At 65.6% G+C, this 14,363-nt stretch carries 14 protein-coding genes and 1 riboswitch; of the genes, 12 read left to right on the top strand and 2 right to left on the bottom strand.

Annotated features, from left to right (window positions below; translation table 11 throughout):
- Positions 1-4: 4 nt before the first annotated feature.
- From CDN36_RS08285 to CDN36_RS08265, 5 genes are all read left to right on the top strand, one after another.
- The gene (locus CDN36_RS08285) at positions 5-808 is read left to right on the top strand and encodes an HAD-IA family hydrolase (RefSeq protein WP_150554085.1); all 804 of its coding nucleotides are present in this window, start codon (positions 5-7) and stop codon (positions 806-808) included.
- A gap of 10 nt (positions 809-818) precedes the next feature.
- Positions 819-1,475 (top strand): nucleoid occlusion factor SlmA, encoded by a 657-nt coding sequence (gene slmA, locus CDN36_RS08280; protein ID WP_150554084.1) that lies wholly within the window; start codon positions 819-821, stop codon positions 1,473-1,475.
- Between the two features lie 307 nt (positions 1,476-1,782).
- A complete protein-coding gene (gene metX, locus CDN36_RS08275; protein ID WP_287496463.1) occupies positions 1,783-2,994 on the top strand; it encodes a homoserine O-acetyltransferase MetX in 1,212 nt (403 codons plus the stop codon).
- Positions 2,991-3,653: a methionine biosynthesis protein MetW gene (gene metW / locus CDN36_RS08270; RefSeq protein ID WP_150554081.1), complete on the top strand. Its 663-nt coding sequence runs from the start codon at positions 2,991-2,993 to the stop codon at positions 3,651-3,653. The genes metX and metW overlap by 4 nt, the downstream gene beginning before the upstream one ends.
- A 102-nt stretch (positions 3,654-3,755) precedes the next feature.
- Positions 3,756-5,051: an AmpG family muropeptide MFS transporter gene (locus CDN36_RS08265; protein ID WP_150554080.1), complete on the top strand. Its 1,296-nt coding sequence runs from the start codon at positions 3,756-3,758 to the stop codon at positions 5,049-5,051.
- Positions 5,052-5,074: 23 nt separating this feature from the next.
- On the opposite strand, the gene CDN36_RS08260 is transcribed toward CDN36_RS08265, so the two are convergent.
- Both CDN36_RS08260 and CDN36_RS08255 read right to left on the bottom strand, forming a co-directional pair.
- Entirely contained in the window at positions 5,075-5,848 is a 774-nt protein-coding gene (locus CDN36_RS08260; protein ID WP_150554079.1) for an exodeoxyribonuclease III, read from the bottom strand.
- A 227-nt stretch (positions 5,849-6,075) separates the two neighbouring features.
- Positions 6,076-7,020: a LysR family transcriptional regulator gene (locus CDN36_RS08255; protein WP_150554078.1), complete on the bottom strand. Its 945-nt coding sequence runs from the start codon at positions 7,018-7,020 to the stop codon at positions 6,076-6,078.
- 208 nt (positions 7,021-7,228) lie between these two features.
- Between CDN36_RS08255 and CDN36_RS08250 the strand changes: the two genes are divergently transcribed.
- The 7 genes from CDN36_RS08250 (at position 7,229) to CDN36_RS08220 (ending at position 14,253) form a co-directional block, all read left to right on the top strand.
- Complete coding sequence (locus CDN36_RS08250; RefSeq protein WP_150554077.1) at positions 7,229-7,678, top strand: CidA/LrgA family protein; 450 nt, start codon at positions 7,229-7,231, stop codon at positions 7,676-7,678.
- Between the two features lie 84 nt (positions 7,679-7,762).
- Positions 7,763-8,446, top strand: a complete 684-nt coding sequence (locus CDN36_RS08245; protein WP_150554076.1) for an LrgB family protein — start codon at positions 7,763-7,765, stop codon at positions 8,444-8,446.
- A gap of 63 nt (positions 8,447-8,509) precedes the next feature.
- Positions 8,510-8,635: riboswitch (S-adenosyl-L-homocysteine riboswitch) on the top strand.
- 31 nt (positions 8,636-8,666) lie between these two features.
- Positions 8,667-10,082, top strand: a complete 1,416-nt coding sequence (gene ahcY / locus CDN36_RS08240) for an adenosylhomocysteinase (RefSeq protein ID WP_150554075.1) — start codon at positions 8,667-8,669, stop codon at positions 10,080-10,082.
- A gap of 224 nt (positions 10,083-10,306) precedes the next feature.
- A complete protein-coding gene (locus CDN36_RS08235; RefSeq protein ID WP_150554074.1) occupies positions 10,307-10,663 on the top strand; it encodes a phage holin family protein in 357 nt (118 codons plus the stop codon).
- A 56-nt stretch (positions 10,664-10,719) separates the two neighbouring features.
- Positions 10,720-11,550: a TlyA family RNA methyltransferase gene (locus CDN36_RS08230; RefSeq protein ID WP_150554073.1), complete on the top strand. Its 831-nt coding sequence runs from the start codon at positions 10,720-10,722 to the stop codon at positions 11,548-11,550.
- Between the two features lie 25 nt (positions 11,551-11,575).
- Complete coding sequence (metF, locus tag CDN36_RS08225) at positions 11,576-12,406, top strand: methylenetetrahydrofolate reductase [NAD(P)H] (protein ID WP_150554072.1); 831 nt, start codon at positions 11,576-11,578, stop codon at positions 12,404-12,406.
- A gap of 206 nt (positions 12,407-12,612) precedes the next feature.
- Positions 12,613-14,253, top strand: coding sequence for an ABC transporter substrate-binding protein (locus CDN36_RS08220; RefSeq protein WP_150554071.1), 1,641 nt, complete (start codon positions 12,613-12,615; stop codon positions 14,251-14,253).
- The last annotated feature ends 110 nt before the right edge of the window (positions 14,254-14,363 follow it).

Here is a 14,363-nt window from a genome sequence, read left to right as displayed (position 1 = left end):
TTCTGTGGCTTCTTCTCATGTCCTGAGCCGGCGTCGCCGGGCGAACCGCGCCCGCAGCGAGCACGGCGCGCGCGGCCCGGTCTGGTTGTTCGATCTGGACAACACGTTGCACCGCGCGTCGCACGCGATCTTCCCGCGCATCAATCGCGCGATGACGGCCTATATCGTCGAGAAGCTCGGGTTGCCGCAGGAGCAGGCCAACCGGCTGCGCTCGGACTACACCGAACGCTACGGGGCGGTGCTGCTCGGGCTCATCCGGCATCACGCCATCGATCCCCATGAATTCCTGGAGCGCGTGCATGAACTGCCGCCGCTGGCGGAGGTGCTGCGCGCGGAGCGGGGCATCGCCCGCCTGCTCGCCGGCCTGCCCGGGCGCAAGATACTGCTCACCAACGCGCCGGCGCATTACGCATTGCCGATCGTCGAGGCGTTGGGCATTCGCCGCCATTTCGAGCGCTGCGTGAGCATCGAGGACATGGCCGACCGGCGCGGGTGGCGCGCCAAGCCCGACGCCGCCATGCTGCGCCGGCTGCTCGCGCGCGAGCGGCTTTTGCCGCGTCGCACGTGGCTGGTGGAGGACACGCGCTCGCATCTCAAACACCTGCGGCATTTCGGCATCGGGACGGTGTGGATTACGGGCCATCTGCCTGTCAGAAACAGTCTTGGCGACGCGATGCCGCGCAGTGGGCGCCCACACTATGTGGATATCAAAGTACAATCTCTGCGCGAGTTACGGGCGCGCCTTGCGACCGGGGCCGGAGCGAAGCGCGTAGCCCAGGCCGCCCGACCATCAAATCCCTACCGATAACGACCAGACGATGCAGCAGGAAAACTCTTCGAGCGGCGCCGGCTACGGCGCCGCCGACGCGCTGGAGGCCGCACCCGCGCCGGTAAAGACGACCCGCCCCAAGCCGGGCGAGCGTCGCGTGCAGGTGTTGCAGACCCTCGCCGCCATGCTCGAGGCGCCCAAGGGCGAGAAGATCACCACGGCGGCACTCGCCGCCCGGCTCGATGTCTCGGAGGCGGCGCTCTATCGCCACTTCGCGAGCAAGGCCCAGATGTTCGAAGGCCTCATCGAGTTCATCGAACAAACCATTTTCGGCCTGATCAACCAGATCTCCGCCCAGGACCAGGACGGCGTGTCGCAGGCGCGCGCCATCGTGCTGATGCTGCTCGGTTTCGCCGAGAAGAACCCGGGCATGACGCGCGTGCTCACGGGCGAGGCGCTGGTCGGCGAAAACGAGCGTCTGCAGGAGCGCATGAACCAGTTGCTCGACCGCATCGAGGCGTCGCTGCGCCAGGTGCTGCGTCTGGCCGCGGCCAACGGCACGCTGCCCGAGACCTTCGACGCCAATTCGCGCGCCAACCTGCTCGTCTCCTACGTGCTGGGCCGCTGGCACCGTTTCGCCAAGAGCGGCTTCAAGCGCTCGCCGGCCGAAGGGGCCGAACCGCAGGTAGCCGCGCTGCTGCGCTAAGACCTGCCTCGTCTGCGCTGCCTGCGCGGATTACGTTATACTTTCGCAGCACGCGACGGGGCGCCGGCGATTCGACCGGCCCTGTCGCGACGATTGGCGCGCCGATTTGGTGACTCGCTTGCGGGCGCGCGAATGACGCTGTCGGGCAGACCGGCAGGGCCATTCATTACAAATGCGGCTAAAGAGGTCGTTCGCGCACCCCGCCGTCTTTTCATCGACCCCTTTTCCCGCATAGAACGCCCGAGGACGCCGTGCGTCGACACCCGTCGAACGCGAGGCCGGCCCGGCATGTTTCGGACAGGGGTTTATGGAATCTTCAATCGGAATCGTCACGCCGCAGCGGATGCATTTCGCTGAGCCGCTGGCATTGCAGAACGGCAGCACGCTCGCGGGCTACGACCTGATGGTCGAGACCTACGGCGAGCTCAACGCCGATCGCAGCAATGCCGTGCTCGTCTGTCACGCGCTCAACGCATCGCATCACGTGGCGGGCATTGCCGCCGACAATCCCAAGGACGTCGGCTGGTGGGACAACATGGTCGGGCCCGGCAAGCCGCTCGACACCCGGTGCTTCTTCGTCATCGGCGTGAACAACCTCGGCTCGTGCTTCGGCTCCACCGGGCCGATGAGCATCGACGACGCCACGGGCACGCCCTACGGTGCGCGTTTTCCGGTCGTCACCGTCGAGGACTGGGTCAACGCGCAGGCGCGCGTGGCCGACGCTTTCGGCATCCGCAAATTCGCCGCCGTGATGGGCGGCAGCCTCGGCGGCATGCAGGCGCTCGCGTGGAGCATCATGTATCCCGAGCGCGTCGGGCACTGTCTCGTCATTGCCTCCACGCCGAAGCTCTCGGCGCAGAACATCGCATTCAACGAGGTGGCCCGCTCGGCCATCCTCTCCGACCCCGATTTCCACGGCGGCGACTATTACTCGCATGGTGTGGTGCCGCGTCGCGGCCTGCGCGTGGCGCGCATGATCGGTCACATCACGTATCTGTCCGACGAGGACATGGCGACCAAGTTCGGCCGTGCGCTGCGGCGCGCCGAGGCGCTCGCCGACGGTGTGGCGAATGGTGCGTCGAATGGTGCGGCGAATGGTGCGGCGGGTGGCGGCGCAGACGACGGCTACCGGTTCAGCTTCGACGTGGAGTTCGAAGTGGAATCGTATCTTCGCTATCAGGGCGACAAGTTCGCCGAGTACTTCGACGCCAACACGTATTTGCTGATCACGCGGGCGCTCGACTACTTCGATCCGGCGCGCACGGTCGGCGGCGATCTGGCGAAGGCGCTCGCGCACACCACGGCAAAGTATCTGATCGTGTCGTTTACGACCGACTGGCGCTTCGCGCCGTCGCGCTCGCGCGAGATCGTCAAGGCGCTGCTCGATACGCGCCGTACCGTGAGTTACGCCGAGATCGACGCGCCGCACGGGCACGACGCCTTCCTGCTTACCGACGCGCGCTATCACAACCTGGTGCGCGCCTACTACGAACGCATCGCCGAGGAGGTCGGAGTATGAGTCAGTCCACGGTCCCGGCAAACGGCGTGCGCGCGGCTTCGCCGGCAGCATCGCGCAATACCATCTCGGCGTCGCTTGCCGAGCGTCCGGATTTTCGCGTCATCGCGCGCTGGATCGAACCGTCGTCCCAGGTGCTCGACCTGGGCTGCAGCGACGGCTCGCTGCTGCGTCTGCTCATCGACGAACTCGGCGTGAGCGGTTACGGCGTGGAGATCGACGACGCGGGTGTGCTGGCCTCCGCGCAGCGGGGCATCAACGTCATCCAGCAGAACATGGAAGACGGGCTCAAGCTGTTCGAAGACCAGAGCTTCGATACCGTGATCCTCTCGCAGACGCTGCAGACGATCCACCGCACGGCCGACATCCTGCGCGAGACGGTGCGCGTCGGCCGCGAGGCGATCGTGTCGTTCCCGAACTTCGGCTACTGGCCGCATCGTCTATCGGTGCTGCAGGGGCGCATGCCGGTCTCGAAGAGCCTGCCGTTCCAGTGGCACAACACGCCGAACGTGCGCGTGCTTACAATCAGGGACTTCGAGGCGCTGGCGCCGGAAGTCGGCGTGCAGATCCTCGATCGCGCCGTGTTGCATAACGGGCGACTGGTGTCGGTGGGGGCGAACTGGCGTGGTAGTCTTGCGGTCTATCGCGTCAAGCGTTCCTGAACCGACGGCAGCTAGCGGGGCAGCGCAGCGCCCCCGGGCGGGTCAAGGCAAGGGGGAGCCGGCGTCGCACGCCGCGGGCGGCCGGCCCCAACCGTGCCTTCCATGACCGATTCGCTGCCGCCCGACGACGGGCGAGTCTTCCACCCCACGCGGATGCTCATCTGCGTGATCCTCGGCTTCACTTCGGGTTTGCCGCTGTTCATCCTGCTCAATCTCGTGCAGGCGTGGCTGCGCAGCGAGCACGTGGACCTCAAGGCGATCGGCCTGTTCGCGCTGATCCAGTTTCCCTACACATGGAAGTTTCTGTGGGCGCCGCTCATGGATCGCTTCGCGCCGAACTTTCTCGGCTGGAAGCCGGGACGGCGGCGCGGCTGGATGTTCCTCACGCAGTTGCTCGTGGCGGGCGCCGTCGCGCTCATGGGCACGTATTCGCCGCAGCGCGACCTGCCCACCATCGCCGCGCTCGCGGCGGCGCTGGCGTTTTTCAGCGCGAGCCTGGACATCTGTCTCGACGCCTATCGCCGTGAACTGCTCTCCGACCGCGAGCAGGGACTCGGCACGGCCATGCACGTGAACGCCTACAAGGTGGCCGGTCTCGTGCCGGGCTCGCTCGCGCTGATTCTGGCCGATCATCTGCCGTGGGCGGAAGTGTTCCTCGCGACGGCTGCCTTCATGCTGCCGGGCATCGTGATGACGCTCGTCGTCAAGGAGCCGGAGATTCGCGGCACGCCGCCGAAGACGCTGCGCGAAGCGGTCGTCGAACCGTTCCACGAGTTCGTGACGCGCGGCGGCTGGTCGCAGGCGCTCCTCGTGCTGGCGTTCATCTTTCTGTACAAGCTGGGCGACTCGATGGCGACGTCGCTCGCGACATCGTTCTATCTCGATCTGGGCTTCACCAAAACGCAGATCGGCGTGGTGGCCAAGGCGACGAGCCTGTGGGCGAGCGTTGCGGGCGGCATCATCGGCGGCGTCTGGCTGATCAAGCTCGGCATCAATCGCGGGCTGTGGGTCTTCGGCGTGCTGCAGCTCGTGTCGGTGCTAGGCTTTGCGTGGCTCGCGCAAGCCGGCGCCGTGGTGGTGGGACTGGGCGCGGTGATCGCGTTCGAGGCGTTCACGGCGGGGCTGGGTACGGCGGCCTTCACGGCATACATCGCGCGCACGACGGACCCGCGCTACACGGCCACGCAGTTCGCGCTTTTCACGAGCCTGGCGTCGGTGCCGCGCACGTTCGCGAATGCCGGTACGGGCTATATCGTGGATGGCGTGGGCTGGCTCACCTTCTTCCTCGTTTGCACGGCGCTCGCCGTGCCCGGCATGCTGCTGCTGCCGAAGGTCGCGCCGTGGGGCGCCGACGACGGTGGCGGCGACGGCGTTCCGGCGCCCAGCGGCTCACGTTGACGGCGTGGCGCGCGAGCGCGCCGTCACAGCGCGTGATCGTAATCCACGGTCAGCGGGGCATGGTCGCTGAACTTGATGTCGCGAAAGACCGACGTCGCCCTGGCCTTGCTCGCGATGCCCGGCGTGGCGATCTGGTAGTCGATGCGCCAGCCGACGTTTTTCGCATAGGCCTGTCCGCGGTTGCTCCACCATGTGTACTGGTCGGGACGGTCGTCGAGCGTGCGAAACACGTCGACGTAGCCGTGCTGGTCGAACAACTGCGTGAGCCACGCGCGCTCCTCGGGCAGGAAGCCGGAGTTCTTCAGGTTGCCCTTCCAGTTCTTGATGTCGATCTCCTTGTGCGCGATGTTCACGTCGCCACACAGCACCACCTCGCGGCCCGCCGACTTGAGCGAGAGCAGGTGCGGCATGAAGTCCGCCATGAAGCGGAATTTCGCCGCCTGACGTTCCTCGCCGCTCGAGCCGGACGGGATATAGACCGAGATGACCGACAGGTTGCCGTAACGGACTTCCACGTAGCGGCCTTCGGCGTCGAACTCTTCGTTGCCCCAGCCGATGAGGATGTCGTCGGGCTCGCGCCGCACGTACACGCCTGCGCCGCTGTAGCCCTTCTTCTGCGCGTAATGGAAGTAGCCCTGGTAGTCGTGCGGCTTGAGAAAGTCCGGCGTCATGTCGGGCAGTTGCGCCTTGATTTCCTGCACACAGAGGATGTCGGCTTCCTGATTGCCGAACCACTCGAAAAAGCCTTTCTTGGCGGCCGATCGCACGCCGTTCAGATTCGCGGTAATGATGCGCATGGATGTCGATGTGCCGCGCTCGCGCGGCGGGGGGGAAATATCAGCGGCAAGGATACCGCAATCCCCGCGCCCGGGCGGGGATGCACCGCGAGGCGCGACGGCAGTCGCGAACAGCGGCGACCAGCGGCGGACAGTCGCGGGCGGTCATGCGCGGGCAAGCCCGTGCGCGGCGCCCCGGCCCCCGGGAGTACCGCACTCGCGCGGGACTTGCGTCGAGGCCGCCGTGCTCAGTTGCGACGCGCGCCTCCGGCAATGGCCGCCTGGGCTTCCCCATCGCCGCCGGGACCGAGGATGTCGCGCGCGAGCGCCAGCCAGCGACGCGCCGCGTGCGACAGGTACGAGTCGCGCCGCCATGCCATCGCCAGGTCCCATGGGATCGCGGGGTCGCGCACGTCAGCGATCACGAAGCGCCCCGGATCGAGCCGCGCGCAGAACGGCTCCGGAAGCAAAGCGATGCCCACGCCGTTGTCCACCATCGACGCGATGAAGTCCCACTGACTGGAGCGTCCCGCGATCTTCGGCGTGAAGCCTGTGCGGCGGCAGGCCGCAATCACCAGTTCCGAGAGTGCGAAGCCTTCGCCATAGAAGACGAACGGCTCGTCGCGCAATTCGCCGAGACCCACCGACGCACGTCCTTCCCAGCGCGACCCGCGCGGGGCGATCAGGCGCAGCGGGTAGTGACACACCGGCAAGACGTCGAGGACCGTGGGATCGACGGGCAGCAGCACGGCGCCCAGCTCGATGTCACCCGCGAGCAGCGCTTGCTCGATGGCGCGCGAGCCCGTCTCGAACAGCTTCATCTCGATGTCGGGATAGTGCTGATGAAACGCGCCGATCACGGGAATGAACAGATCGCCGCCGAGCGGCGGGATGCCGATCGATAGTTCGCCGCGCGCCACCGTCTCCAGGTCCGCCAGTTCCTGCTGCAGCCGGGCGTAGGCGGCGAGCACGTCCTGCCCGCGCTCGAAGACGACCCGTCCGGCATCGGTCAACTGCAGCCGGCGCCCCATGCCGCGCTCCTCGCGCAGCATCAGCGGCGTGCCGAGCTCGTCCTCGAGCGCCTTGACCATCTTGCTCACCGTCGGCTGCGTGACGAACAACGCTTCGGCGGCTGCCGTGAAGCTCTGCTGTCGCACGACTTCCACAAATCCTCGCAACGCGCGCAGTTCCATGTTGGTTCCTTCGTTTGCACCGATTTGGTGCAATTTGTCGCAAAGCCCCGCCCCGCAAGGGGCTCGCATGCACGATTAGGGTTAATACTTAAATTATTCCACTTTGGAATTGATTTGATAATACTAATTCATTTTATTTATGTTGCGGTGCTTCCTATACTGGCCTTCATGTCGATGCCTATCGACGCCAAACCCTCGGGAGTCCGCCATGACCAAGATGATCGCCAGCCGTCTGTATAGCCGCAGCAAGCGCGTTGTGGACGTGGTGTGGCAGATCGCGCTGCTCACGGGCATCTATCTCGTGGCCGATGCTGCATCGCGTCATTTTCATTTGCCGCTGCCGGGCGGGGTACTGGGGCTGCTTGCAGTGGTCGCGCTGCTCATGAGCGGCGTGCTCAAAACGGAGAAGATCAAGCGCGGCGCCGACTGGTTCCTCGCCGAAATGATTCTGTTCTTCGTGCCGATGGTCGCCGCCGTCATGCAATACACGGACTTGCTGCGCCACGAGGGTCTGCAGCTGCTCGCCGTGATCGGCGTGGGCACCGTGCTCGTGATGGTCTCGACGGCGCTGGCCGTGGACCTCGCATGCCGCGCCGAGCGGCGCTTCAAGCGCGCCCTCGTTCGCGTGCCGTCGCGCCGCGCCCACCAGGCGCGCTGAGCTGCCGGGCGCACTGGCCGCCGTCTGCGCGGTTTCGTCCGCGCCCTTTGCCTTGTTCGCTTCTAACGCCTGTCGGGTATTGCCATGAATCATACGGCGCTCCTGCTGCTCGTTCTCACGGTCGTGTTCTATTACGTGTCGAAGCGCCTCCATGCGCGCTTCGGCAAGGTCTGGCTCGGCCCGGCGATCCTCGCGCCGTTGCTGCTCATCGCGGTGATGGTGGGCGGCGACATCTCCTACGCGACCTACATTTCCGATTCGCGCTGGCTCGTGTGGCTGCTCGGGCCTACGACGATCGCGTTCGCCGTGCCGATCTACGAGCATCGCGACATCATCCGCCGTCATGCCTTTGCGCTGAGCGTCGGGGTGCTCGTGGCGATGATCGTGGCCGTCGGCAGTTCGTACCTGCTCGCGCGCCTGTTCGAGCTACCGCCCGAGATGGCGCGCAGCCTGCTCGCGCGTTCGATTTCGACGCCGTTCGCGCTGGCCGTGTCGGACAAGGTTGGCGGCTCGCGCGATCTGGTGGGGCTGTTCGTCATCATCACGGGCTTCGTCGGCATGTTGCTCGGCGAGGCGCTGCTGTCCTGGCTGCCGTTACGCACGCGCATGGCGCGCGGCGCGCCGTTCGGCGCCGGGGCGCACGGTTTCGGCACCGCCAAGGCGCGCCAGATCGGCAGCGAGGAGGGCGTGGTGGCCAGCCTCGTCATGATGATCAACGGCATTCTCATGGTGTTCGCCGCGCCGCTGCTCACCCATCTGCCGTTCTGAAGAATAACCCTTCGCGCGTCGCCCCTGCGCCGACACCGCGCATCACTTTTGCTACAATGCCGGGGTCTTGAGGAGCGTTGCGACAGCCGAAGTGCTGCCAGGCTCAAGATCCTTCCCATTGGCCCCGCCGGCCGCCGGTTCACCCCGGGTAGTCTGGCGCGTGGGCTGCAAGAACGGCGCTCACGTCCCAACTATCTAGACTTTAGAGAAAGGAGGCGTGATGAACGCCGTAGTCGATTCGAAATTCTCCGATTTCCACGTAGCCGATATCCATCTCGCCGCCTGGGGCCGTAAAGAGCTCACCATCGCCGAGAGCGAAATGCCCGGCCTGATGGCCACACGCGAGGAGTTCAAGGCGAGCCAGCCGCTCAAGGGCGCGCGCATTGCCGGTTCGCTGCACATGACCATCCAGACCGGCGTGCTCATCGAGACGCTCGTGGCGCTGGGCGCCGAAGTGCGCTGGGCGTCGTGCAACATCTTCTCGACGCAGGATCACGCCGCGGCCGCCATCGCCGCGGCCGGCATTCCGGTGTTCGCCTTCAAGGGCGAATCGCTCGACGAATACTGGGAATACAGCCATCGCATCTTCGAGTGGCCGAACGGCCAGTTCGCCAACATGATTCTCGACGACGGCGGCGACGCCACGCTGCTGCTGATCCTGGGCAGCAAGGCCGAGAAGGACATCTCGGTCGTGGCCAACCCGACCAACGAGGAAGAGGTGGCGCTGTACGCGTCGATCAAGCGCCACCTCGAAGTCGACCCGCAGTGGTACAGCAAGCGCCTGTCGCAGATCAAGGGCGTGACCGAAGAGACCACCACCGGCGTGCATCGTCTGTACCAGATGGAGAAGGACGGCACGCTGCCGTTCCCGGCCATCAACGTGAACGACTCGGTCACCAAGTCGAAGTTCGACAACCTGTACGGCTGCCGCGAGTCGCTCGTCGACGGCATCAAGCGCGCCACGGACGTGATGATTGCCGGCAAGATCGCGGTGGTGGCCGGCTACGGTGACGTGGGCAAGGGCTGCGCGCAGAGCCTGCGCGGTCTGGGCGCCACGGTGTGGGTCACGGAAATCGATCCGATCTGCGCGCTGCAGGCCGCCATGGAAGGCTATCGCGTGGTGACCATGGAGTACGCCGCCGACAAGGCCGACATCTTCGTGACCGCCACGGGCAACTACCACGTGATCGATCACGACCACATGCTCGCGATGAAGCATCAGGCGATCGTGTGCAACATCGGCCACTTCGACTCGGAAATCAACGTGGCGTCGACCCGCAAATACCAGTGGGAGAACATCAAGCCGCAGGTCGATCACATCATCTTCCCGGACGGCAAGCGCATCATCCTGCTCGCCGAGGGCCGCCTCGTGAACCTGGGCTGCGCCACGGGCCACCCGTCGTTCGTGATGAGCAACTCGTTCACCAACCAGACGCTCGCGCAGATCGAGCTGTTCGTGCACGGCGCCAAGTACAAGAACAGCGTGTATGTGCTGCCGAAGCACCTGGACGAGAAGGTCGCGCGGCTGCACCTGGGCCGCATCGGCGCCGAGCTGACCGTGCTGACCGACGAGCAGGCGAAGTACATCAGCGTCGACAAGAACGGTCCGTTCAAGCCGGCGCACTATCGCTACTGATCGCCGCCGCTGCCGGCCGGGACGTCGCACGCAGCGGTGCGCGGCGTCGGCAGGGGCCGCAGCGTGGTGGCGGCAGGGCGGCATGACAGCAGGGTCGCGCGCGACGTCGCAGGTTGCCGCCGCGCGCGTTGGAGTGCCCGGCGTGCCGCGCGTGCCGCGGAAGTCTTTCTTACCGCCGGTGCCGGGACTTTGGTCCCGCACCGGCTCGTTCATCGGAGCTTGCCATGCGTCTGCTGCTGATTTGGCTCATCAACGCCATTGCGCTTCTCGTCTTGCCGTATATCGTGTCCGGCGTTCAGCTCAAGGGCATTGGGACGGCGCTGATCGTCGCGATCGTGCTTGGCCTGATCAACGCGTTTCTTCGCCCGCTGCTCGTCGTGCTCACGCTGCCGGTCACGGTGCTCACGCTCGGTCTGTTCATCTTCGTGATCAACGCCTTGCTGTTCTGGCTGGCTTCGCATGTCGTGAAGGGTTTTGAAGTCTCGGGCTTCTGGGCGGCGCTGTTCGGCTCGCTCCTGTACAGCCTGATTTCCTGGATTCTGTCGGCGCTGGTCTTCGGCGAGCGCGCGACCAACGTGTAATTTCGACGCGCGTCCACGCCCCATCGTCGAGCGCTTTTCGCAGGAATTCCGTCGTCATGTCGCAAGCTCTTCGTGCCGATCAGGCGCTCGTCTCGAGAGGACTGGCCGCTTCACGCACCGCCGCGCAACGTCTGATCGATGCCGGACGCGTGTATTACGCCGGCACCGACACGGCGCTCAAGAAGGCCAGCCAGATCGTGGCGGACGACGAGGGCATCGAAGTGCGTGCGGCGGCCGACGGACGGCCCGGCGAGGATCGCTACGTCTCGCGCGGCGGGCTGAAGCTGGCCGGGGCGTTGGCCCGGACGGGCCTCGGCGTCGCCGGGCGCGTGGCGCTCGACGTGGGACTGTCGACCGGCGGCTTCGCCGACTGCCTGCTGCAGGGCGGTGCGGCGCAGGTCCTCGGGGTCGACGTCGGCCATGGGCAGTTGCATCAGCGGCTGGCCGGCGAGGCGCGGCTCGTGTCGCTCGAAGGCGTCAATGCGCGGCATCTGTCGCGCGAGATGCTCGACGAACGGCTGGCGGCGCTCGCGTCGGCCGCCGGCGAAACGCCGCCGGCGATCGCGCGTGTGCCGGCGAGCGGCTTCGACCTGATCGTGGGCGACGTGTCGTTCATCTCGCTCACGCTGGTGCTGCCTGCGCTGGTGCCGCTGCTGGCGGCGAACGGCGATCTGCTGATGCTGGTCAAGCCGCAGTTCGAAGTGGGACGCGAGCACATCGGCCGCGGTGGCCTCGTGCGCGACGCCGCGCAATATGCGCAAGTGGAGACAAGGATCCGCGCCGCCTGCGAGGGCTTGGGGCTGACGGTGGCCGCATGGCTCGACAGCCCCATTGCCGGCGGCGACGGCAACCGGGAGTTCTTCGTGCATGCCAGGCATGCGGCATGAACGCTCCCCAGAAAAGACAACGATCATGACGCAACCTTCCTTCAGTTTCGAATTCTTCCCGCCCAAGACCGCCGAAGGCGCGCAGAAGCTGCGCGCCACGCGCCAGCAACTATTCCCGCTCGGCCCGAAGTTCGTCTCGGTGACGTTCGGTGCGGGCGGCTCTACCCAGCAGGGCACGCTCGATACGGTCGTCGAGATCCAGCGCGAAGGCGTGGAGGCCGCCCCGCATCTGTCGTGCGTGGGCTCGACGCGCGAGAACATCCGCGCAATTCTCTCGACGTACCAGCAGCACGGCATCCGCCACATCGTCGCGCTGCGCGGCGATCTGCCCTCGGGCATGGGCGAGATCGGCGAATTCCGCTACGCGTCGGAGCTCGTCGAGTTCATTCGCGCCGAGACGGGCGACTGGTTCCACATCGAAGTGGCGGCCTATCCGGAATACCATCCGCAGGCGAAATCACCGCGCCTGGATCTCGAGCACTTCGCCAACAAGGTCAAGGCCGGCGCGAACGCCGCGATCACGCAATATTTCTTCAACGCCGACGCCTATTTCCGCTTCGTGGACGACGCCAGCCGCCTCGGCGTGAACGTGCCGATCGTGCCGGGCATCATGCCGATCACGAACTACTCGCAGATGATGCGTTTTTCGGAGATGTGTGGCGCCGAAGTGCCGCGCTGGATTGCCAAGCGTCTGGAAGGGTTCGGCGACGACCGCGAATCGATCCGCGCGTTCGGTCTGGACGTGGTGAGCGCATTGTGCGAACGCCTGCTCGCCGGCGGCGCGCCCGGTCTGCATTTCTATACGCTCAATGCGGCCTCGGCCACCAAGGCCATGTGGCAGCGTCTCGGCCTCTGAGGGGCGCCGCGCAATCGTTTGCCAACGATAGGGTGGTTCGGAAGTCAATCCTGATAAAAATTAAGTGGTTTCCTAATCAAAAACGCCACAAATACGCGGATTGCTAGGGATTTGGCGTGTTGTTGCGCCGGGTAAGCTTCAGTAATATCCCCCGTGGGCTCGGCGACGGACCGTTGCCGGGCGTCACACAAGATCCCGAGGAGCCTATGAAACGAACCCACACCCTGCGTTTGCTTTTGGCTGCAACCCTGCTGACCGGCGCGGCGGTGATCCCGCCCGCCGTAGCCGTCGAGCTCCCCAACAAGACCCTCGTGTACTGCTCCGAGGGCAGCCCGGCCGGTTTCGATCCGGGACAATTGACTACTGGCACGGACTTCGATCCGGCCGACGCCATCTACAACCGTCTCATTGCCTTCGTCCCGGGCGAGACGGGCGTGATGCCCTCGCTGGCGGAGAAGTGGGAGATCTCGCCCGACAGCAAGGTCTACACGTTCTACCTGCGCAAGGGCGTGAAGTTCCACACCACCGAATACTTCAAGCCGACGCGCGACTTCAACGCCGAGGACGTGAAGTTCACCTTCGATCGCATGGGCGATCGCGAAATGCCGTTCCGCAAGGCCTATCCGGCCGAATTCCCGTACTTCGTCGACATGGGCCTGCAGGCTGACATCGACCGCATCGAGATCGTCGATCCGTACACGGTGCGCTTCGTGCTCAAGAAGGTCGACGCACCGCTCATCCAGAACCTGGCCATGTCGTTCGCGTCGATCCTGTCGAAGGAATACGCGGACAAGCTGCTCGCGGCGAACAATCCGCGCGACATCGCGCTCAAGCCGGTTGGCACGGGTCCCTTCATCTTCCGCAGCTACACGAAGGACGCCACGCTGCGCCTGGACGGCAACAAGGAGTACTGGAACACGCAACTGCCGCCCAAGGTCGGCAAGCTGATCTTCGCGATCACGACTGACGCGAACGTCCGCATCCAGAAGCTCAGGCGCGGCGAATGCCAGGTCGCGACCTATCCGCGTCCGGCGGACGTCGACGCGCTCAAGGCCGAGATCAAGGCGCAGGGCGGTGCATCGAAGCTCAAGATGCCCGATCAGGTCGGCTTCAACCTCGGCTACGTGGCGTACAACGTGCAGAAAAAGCCGCTCGATCGTCTGGAAGTGCGCCAGGCGCTCGACATGGCGATCAACAAGAAGGCCATCCTCGAATCGGTCTACGGCTCGGCGGGACAACTGTCGAACGGCGCGCCGATGCCGCCGACGCAGTGGTCCTACGACAAGAACATCAAGGCGGCCGGCTATGACCCGGAAAAGGCCAGGGCGCTGCTCGAGAAGGCCGGGGTGAAGAACGTCGAACTGACGCTGTGGGCCATGCCGGTGCAACGTCCGTACAACCCCAACGGCAAGCTCATGGCCGAGATGATCCAGGCCGACTGGGCCAAGATCGGCGTGAAGGCCAACATCGTCACCTATGAGTGGGGCGAGTACATCAAGCGTGCGAAGGCCGGCGAGCACGACGCGCTGCTCATTGGCTGGACGGGCGACAACGGCGACCCCGACAACTGGCTCGGCGTGCTGCTCGGCTGCGATTCGATCAACGGCAACAACTTCTCGAAGTGGTGCTACAAGCCGTTCGACGACCTCATCAAGCAGGCGCGCCAGACCACGGACGTGGCCGCACGCACGAAGCTCTACACGCAGGCGCAGGAAATCTTCGCCCAGCAACTGCCGTTCTCGCCCATCGCACACTCCACGCAATACAAGCCGATGGCCAAGAACGTGCAGGGCTTCAAGCTGAGTCCGTTCAGCCGCAACAGCTTCGCCGGGGTGTCGCTGGACTGAGCCGCGCAGGATGACCGGCGTCGACGGTGATGCGTGCGCGCCGGTGCCCACCGGCGACTCATGCTGCCGGACATGGCCGCCGCGCCGTGTCCGGCGGCGGTAACAAGGCG

Source organism: Pandoraea sp. CB10b_02 (assembly GCF_002216225.1).
In the GTDB taxonomy this organism is placed as follows: Bacteria; Pseudomonadota; Gammaproteobacteria; order Burkholderiales; family Burkholderiaceae; genus Pandoraea; species Pandoraea nosoerga.
This window is presented reverse-complemented; position numbering and strand designations above follow the sequence as displayed.

What these genes read in the sequence shown, in the direction of transcription:
- ahcY (WP_150554075.1), top strand. Translation starts at nt 8,667, where the DNA reads ATGAACGCCGTAGTCGATTCGAAATTCTCCGATTTCCACGTAGCCGAT.
- slmA (WP_150554084.1), top strand. Translation starts at nt 819, where the DNA reads ATGCAGCAGGAAAACTCTTCGAGCGGCGCCGGCTACGGCGCCGCCGAC.
- metF (WP_150554072.1), top strand. Translation starts at nt 11,576, where the DNA reads ATGACGCAACCTTCCTTCAGTTTCGAATTCTTCCCGCCCAAGACCGCC.
- CDN36_RS08245 (WP_150554076.1), top strand. Translation starts at nt 7,763, where the DNA reads ATGAATCATACGGCGCTCCTGCTGCTCGTTCTCACGGTCGTGTTCTAT.
- metX (WP_287496463.1), top strand. Translation starts at nt 1,783, where the DNA reads ATGGAATCTTCAATCGGAATCGTCACGCCGCAGCGGATGCATTTCGCT.
- CDN36_RS08250 (WP_150554077.1), top strand. Translation starts at nt 7,229, where the DNA reads ATGACCAAGATGATCGCCAGCCGTCTGTATAGCCGCAGCAAGCGCGTT.
- CDN36_RS08220 (WP_150554071.1), top strand. Translation starts at nt 12,613, where the DNA reads ATGAAACGAACCCACACCCTGCGTTTGCTTTTGGCTGCAACCCTGCTG.
- CDN36_RS08265 (WP_150554080.1), top strand. Translation starts at nt 3,756, where the DNA reads ATGACCGATTCGCTGCCGCCCGACGACGGGCGAGTCTTCCACCCCACG.
- CDN36_RS08235 (WP_150554074.1), top strand. Translation starts at nt 10,307, where the DNA reads ATGCGTCTGCTGCTGATTTGGCTCATCAACGCCATTGCGCTTCTCGTC.
- CDN36_RS08260 (WP_150554079.1), bottom strand. Translation starts at nt 5,848, where the DNA reads ATGCGCATCATTACCGCGAATCTGAACGGCGTGCGATCGGCCGCCAAG.
- metW (WP_150554081.1), top strand. Translation starts at nt 2,991, where the DNA reads ATGAGTCAGTCCACGGTCCCGGCAAACGGCGTGCGCGCGGCTTCGCCG.
- CDN36_RS08255 (WP_150554078.1), bottom strand. Translation starts at nt 7,020, where the DNA reads ATGGAACTGCGCGCGTTGCGAGGATTTGTGGAAGTCGTGCGACAGCAG.
- CDN36_RS08230 (WP_150554073.1), top strand. Translation starts at nt 10,720, where the DNA reads ATGTCGCAAGCTCTTCGTGCCGATCAGGCGCTCGTCTCGAGAGGACTG.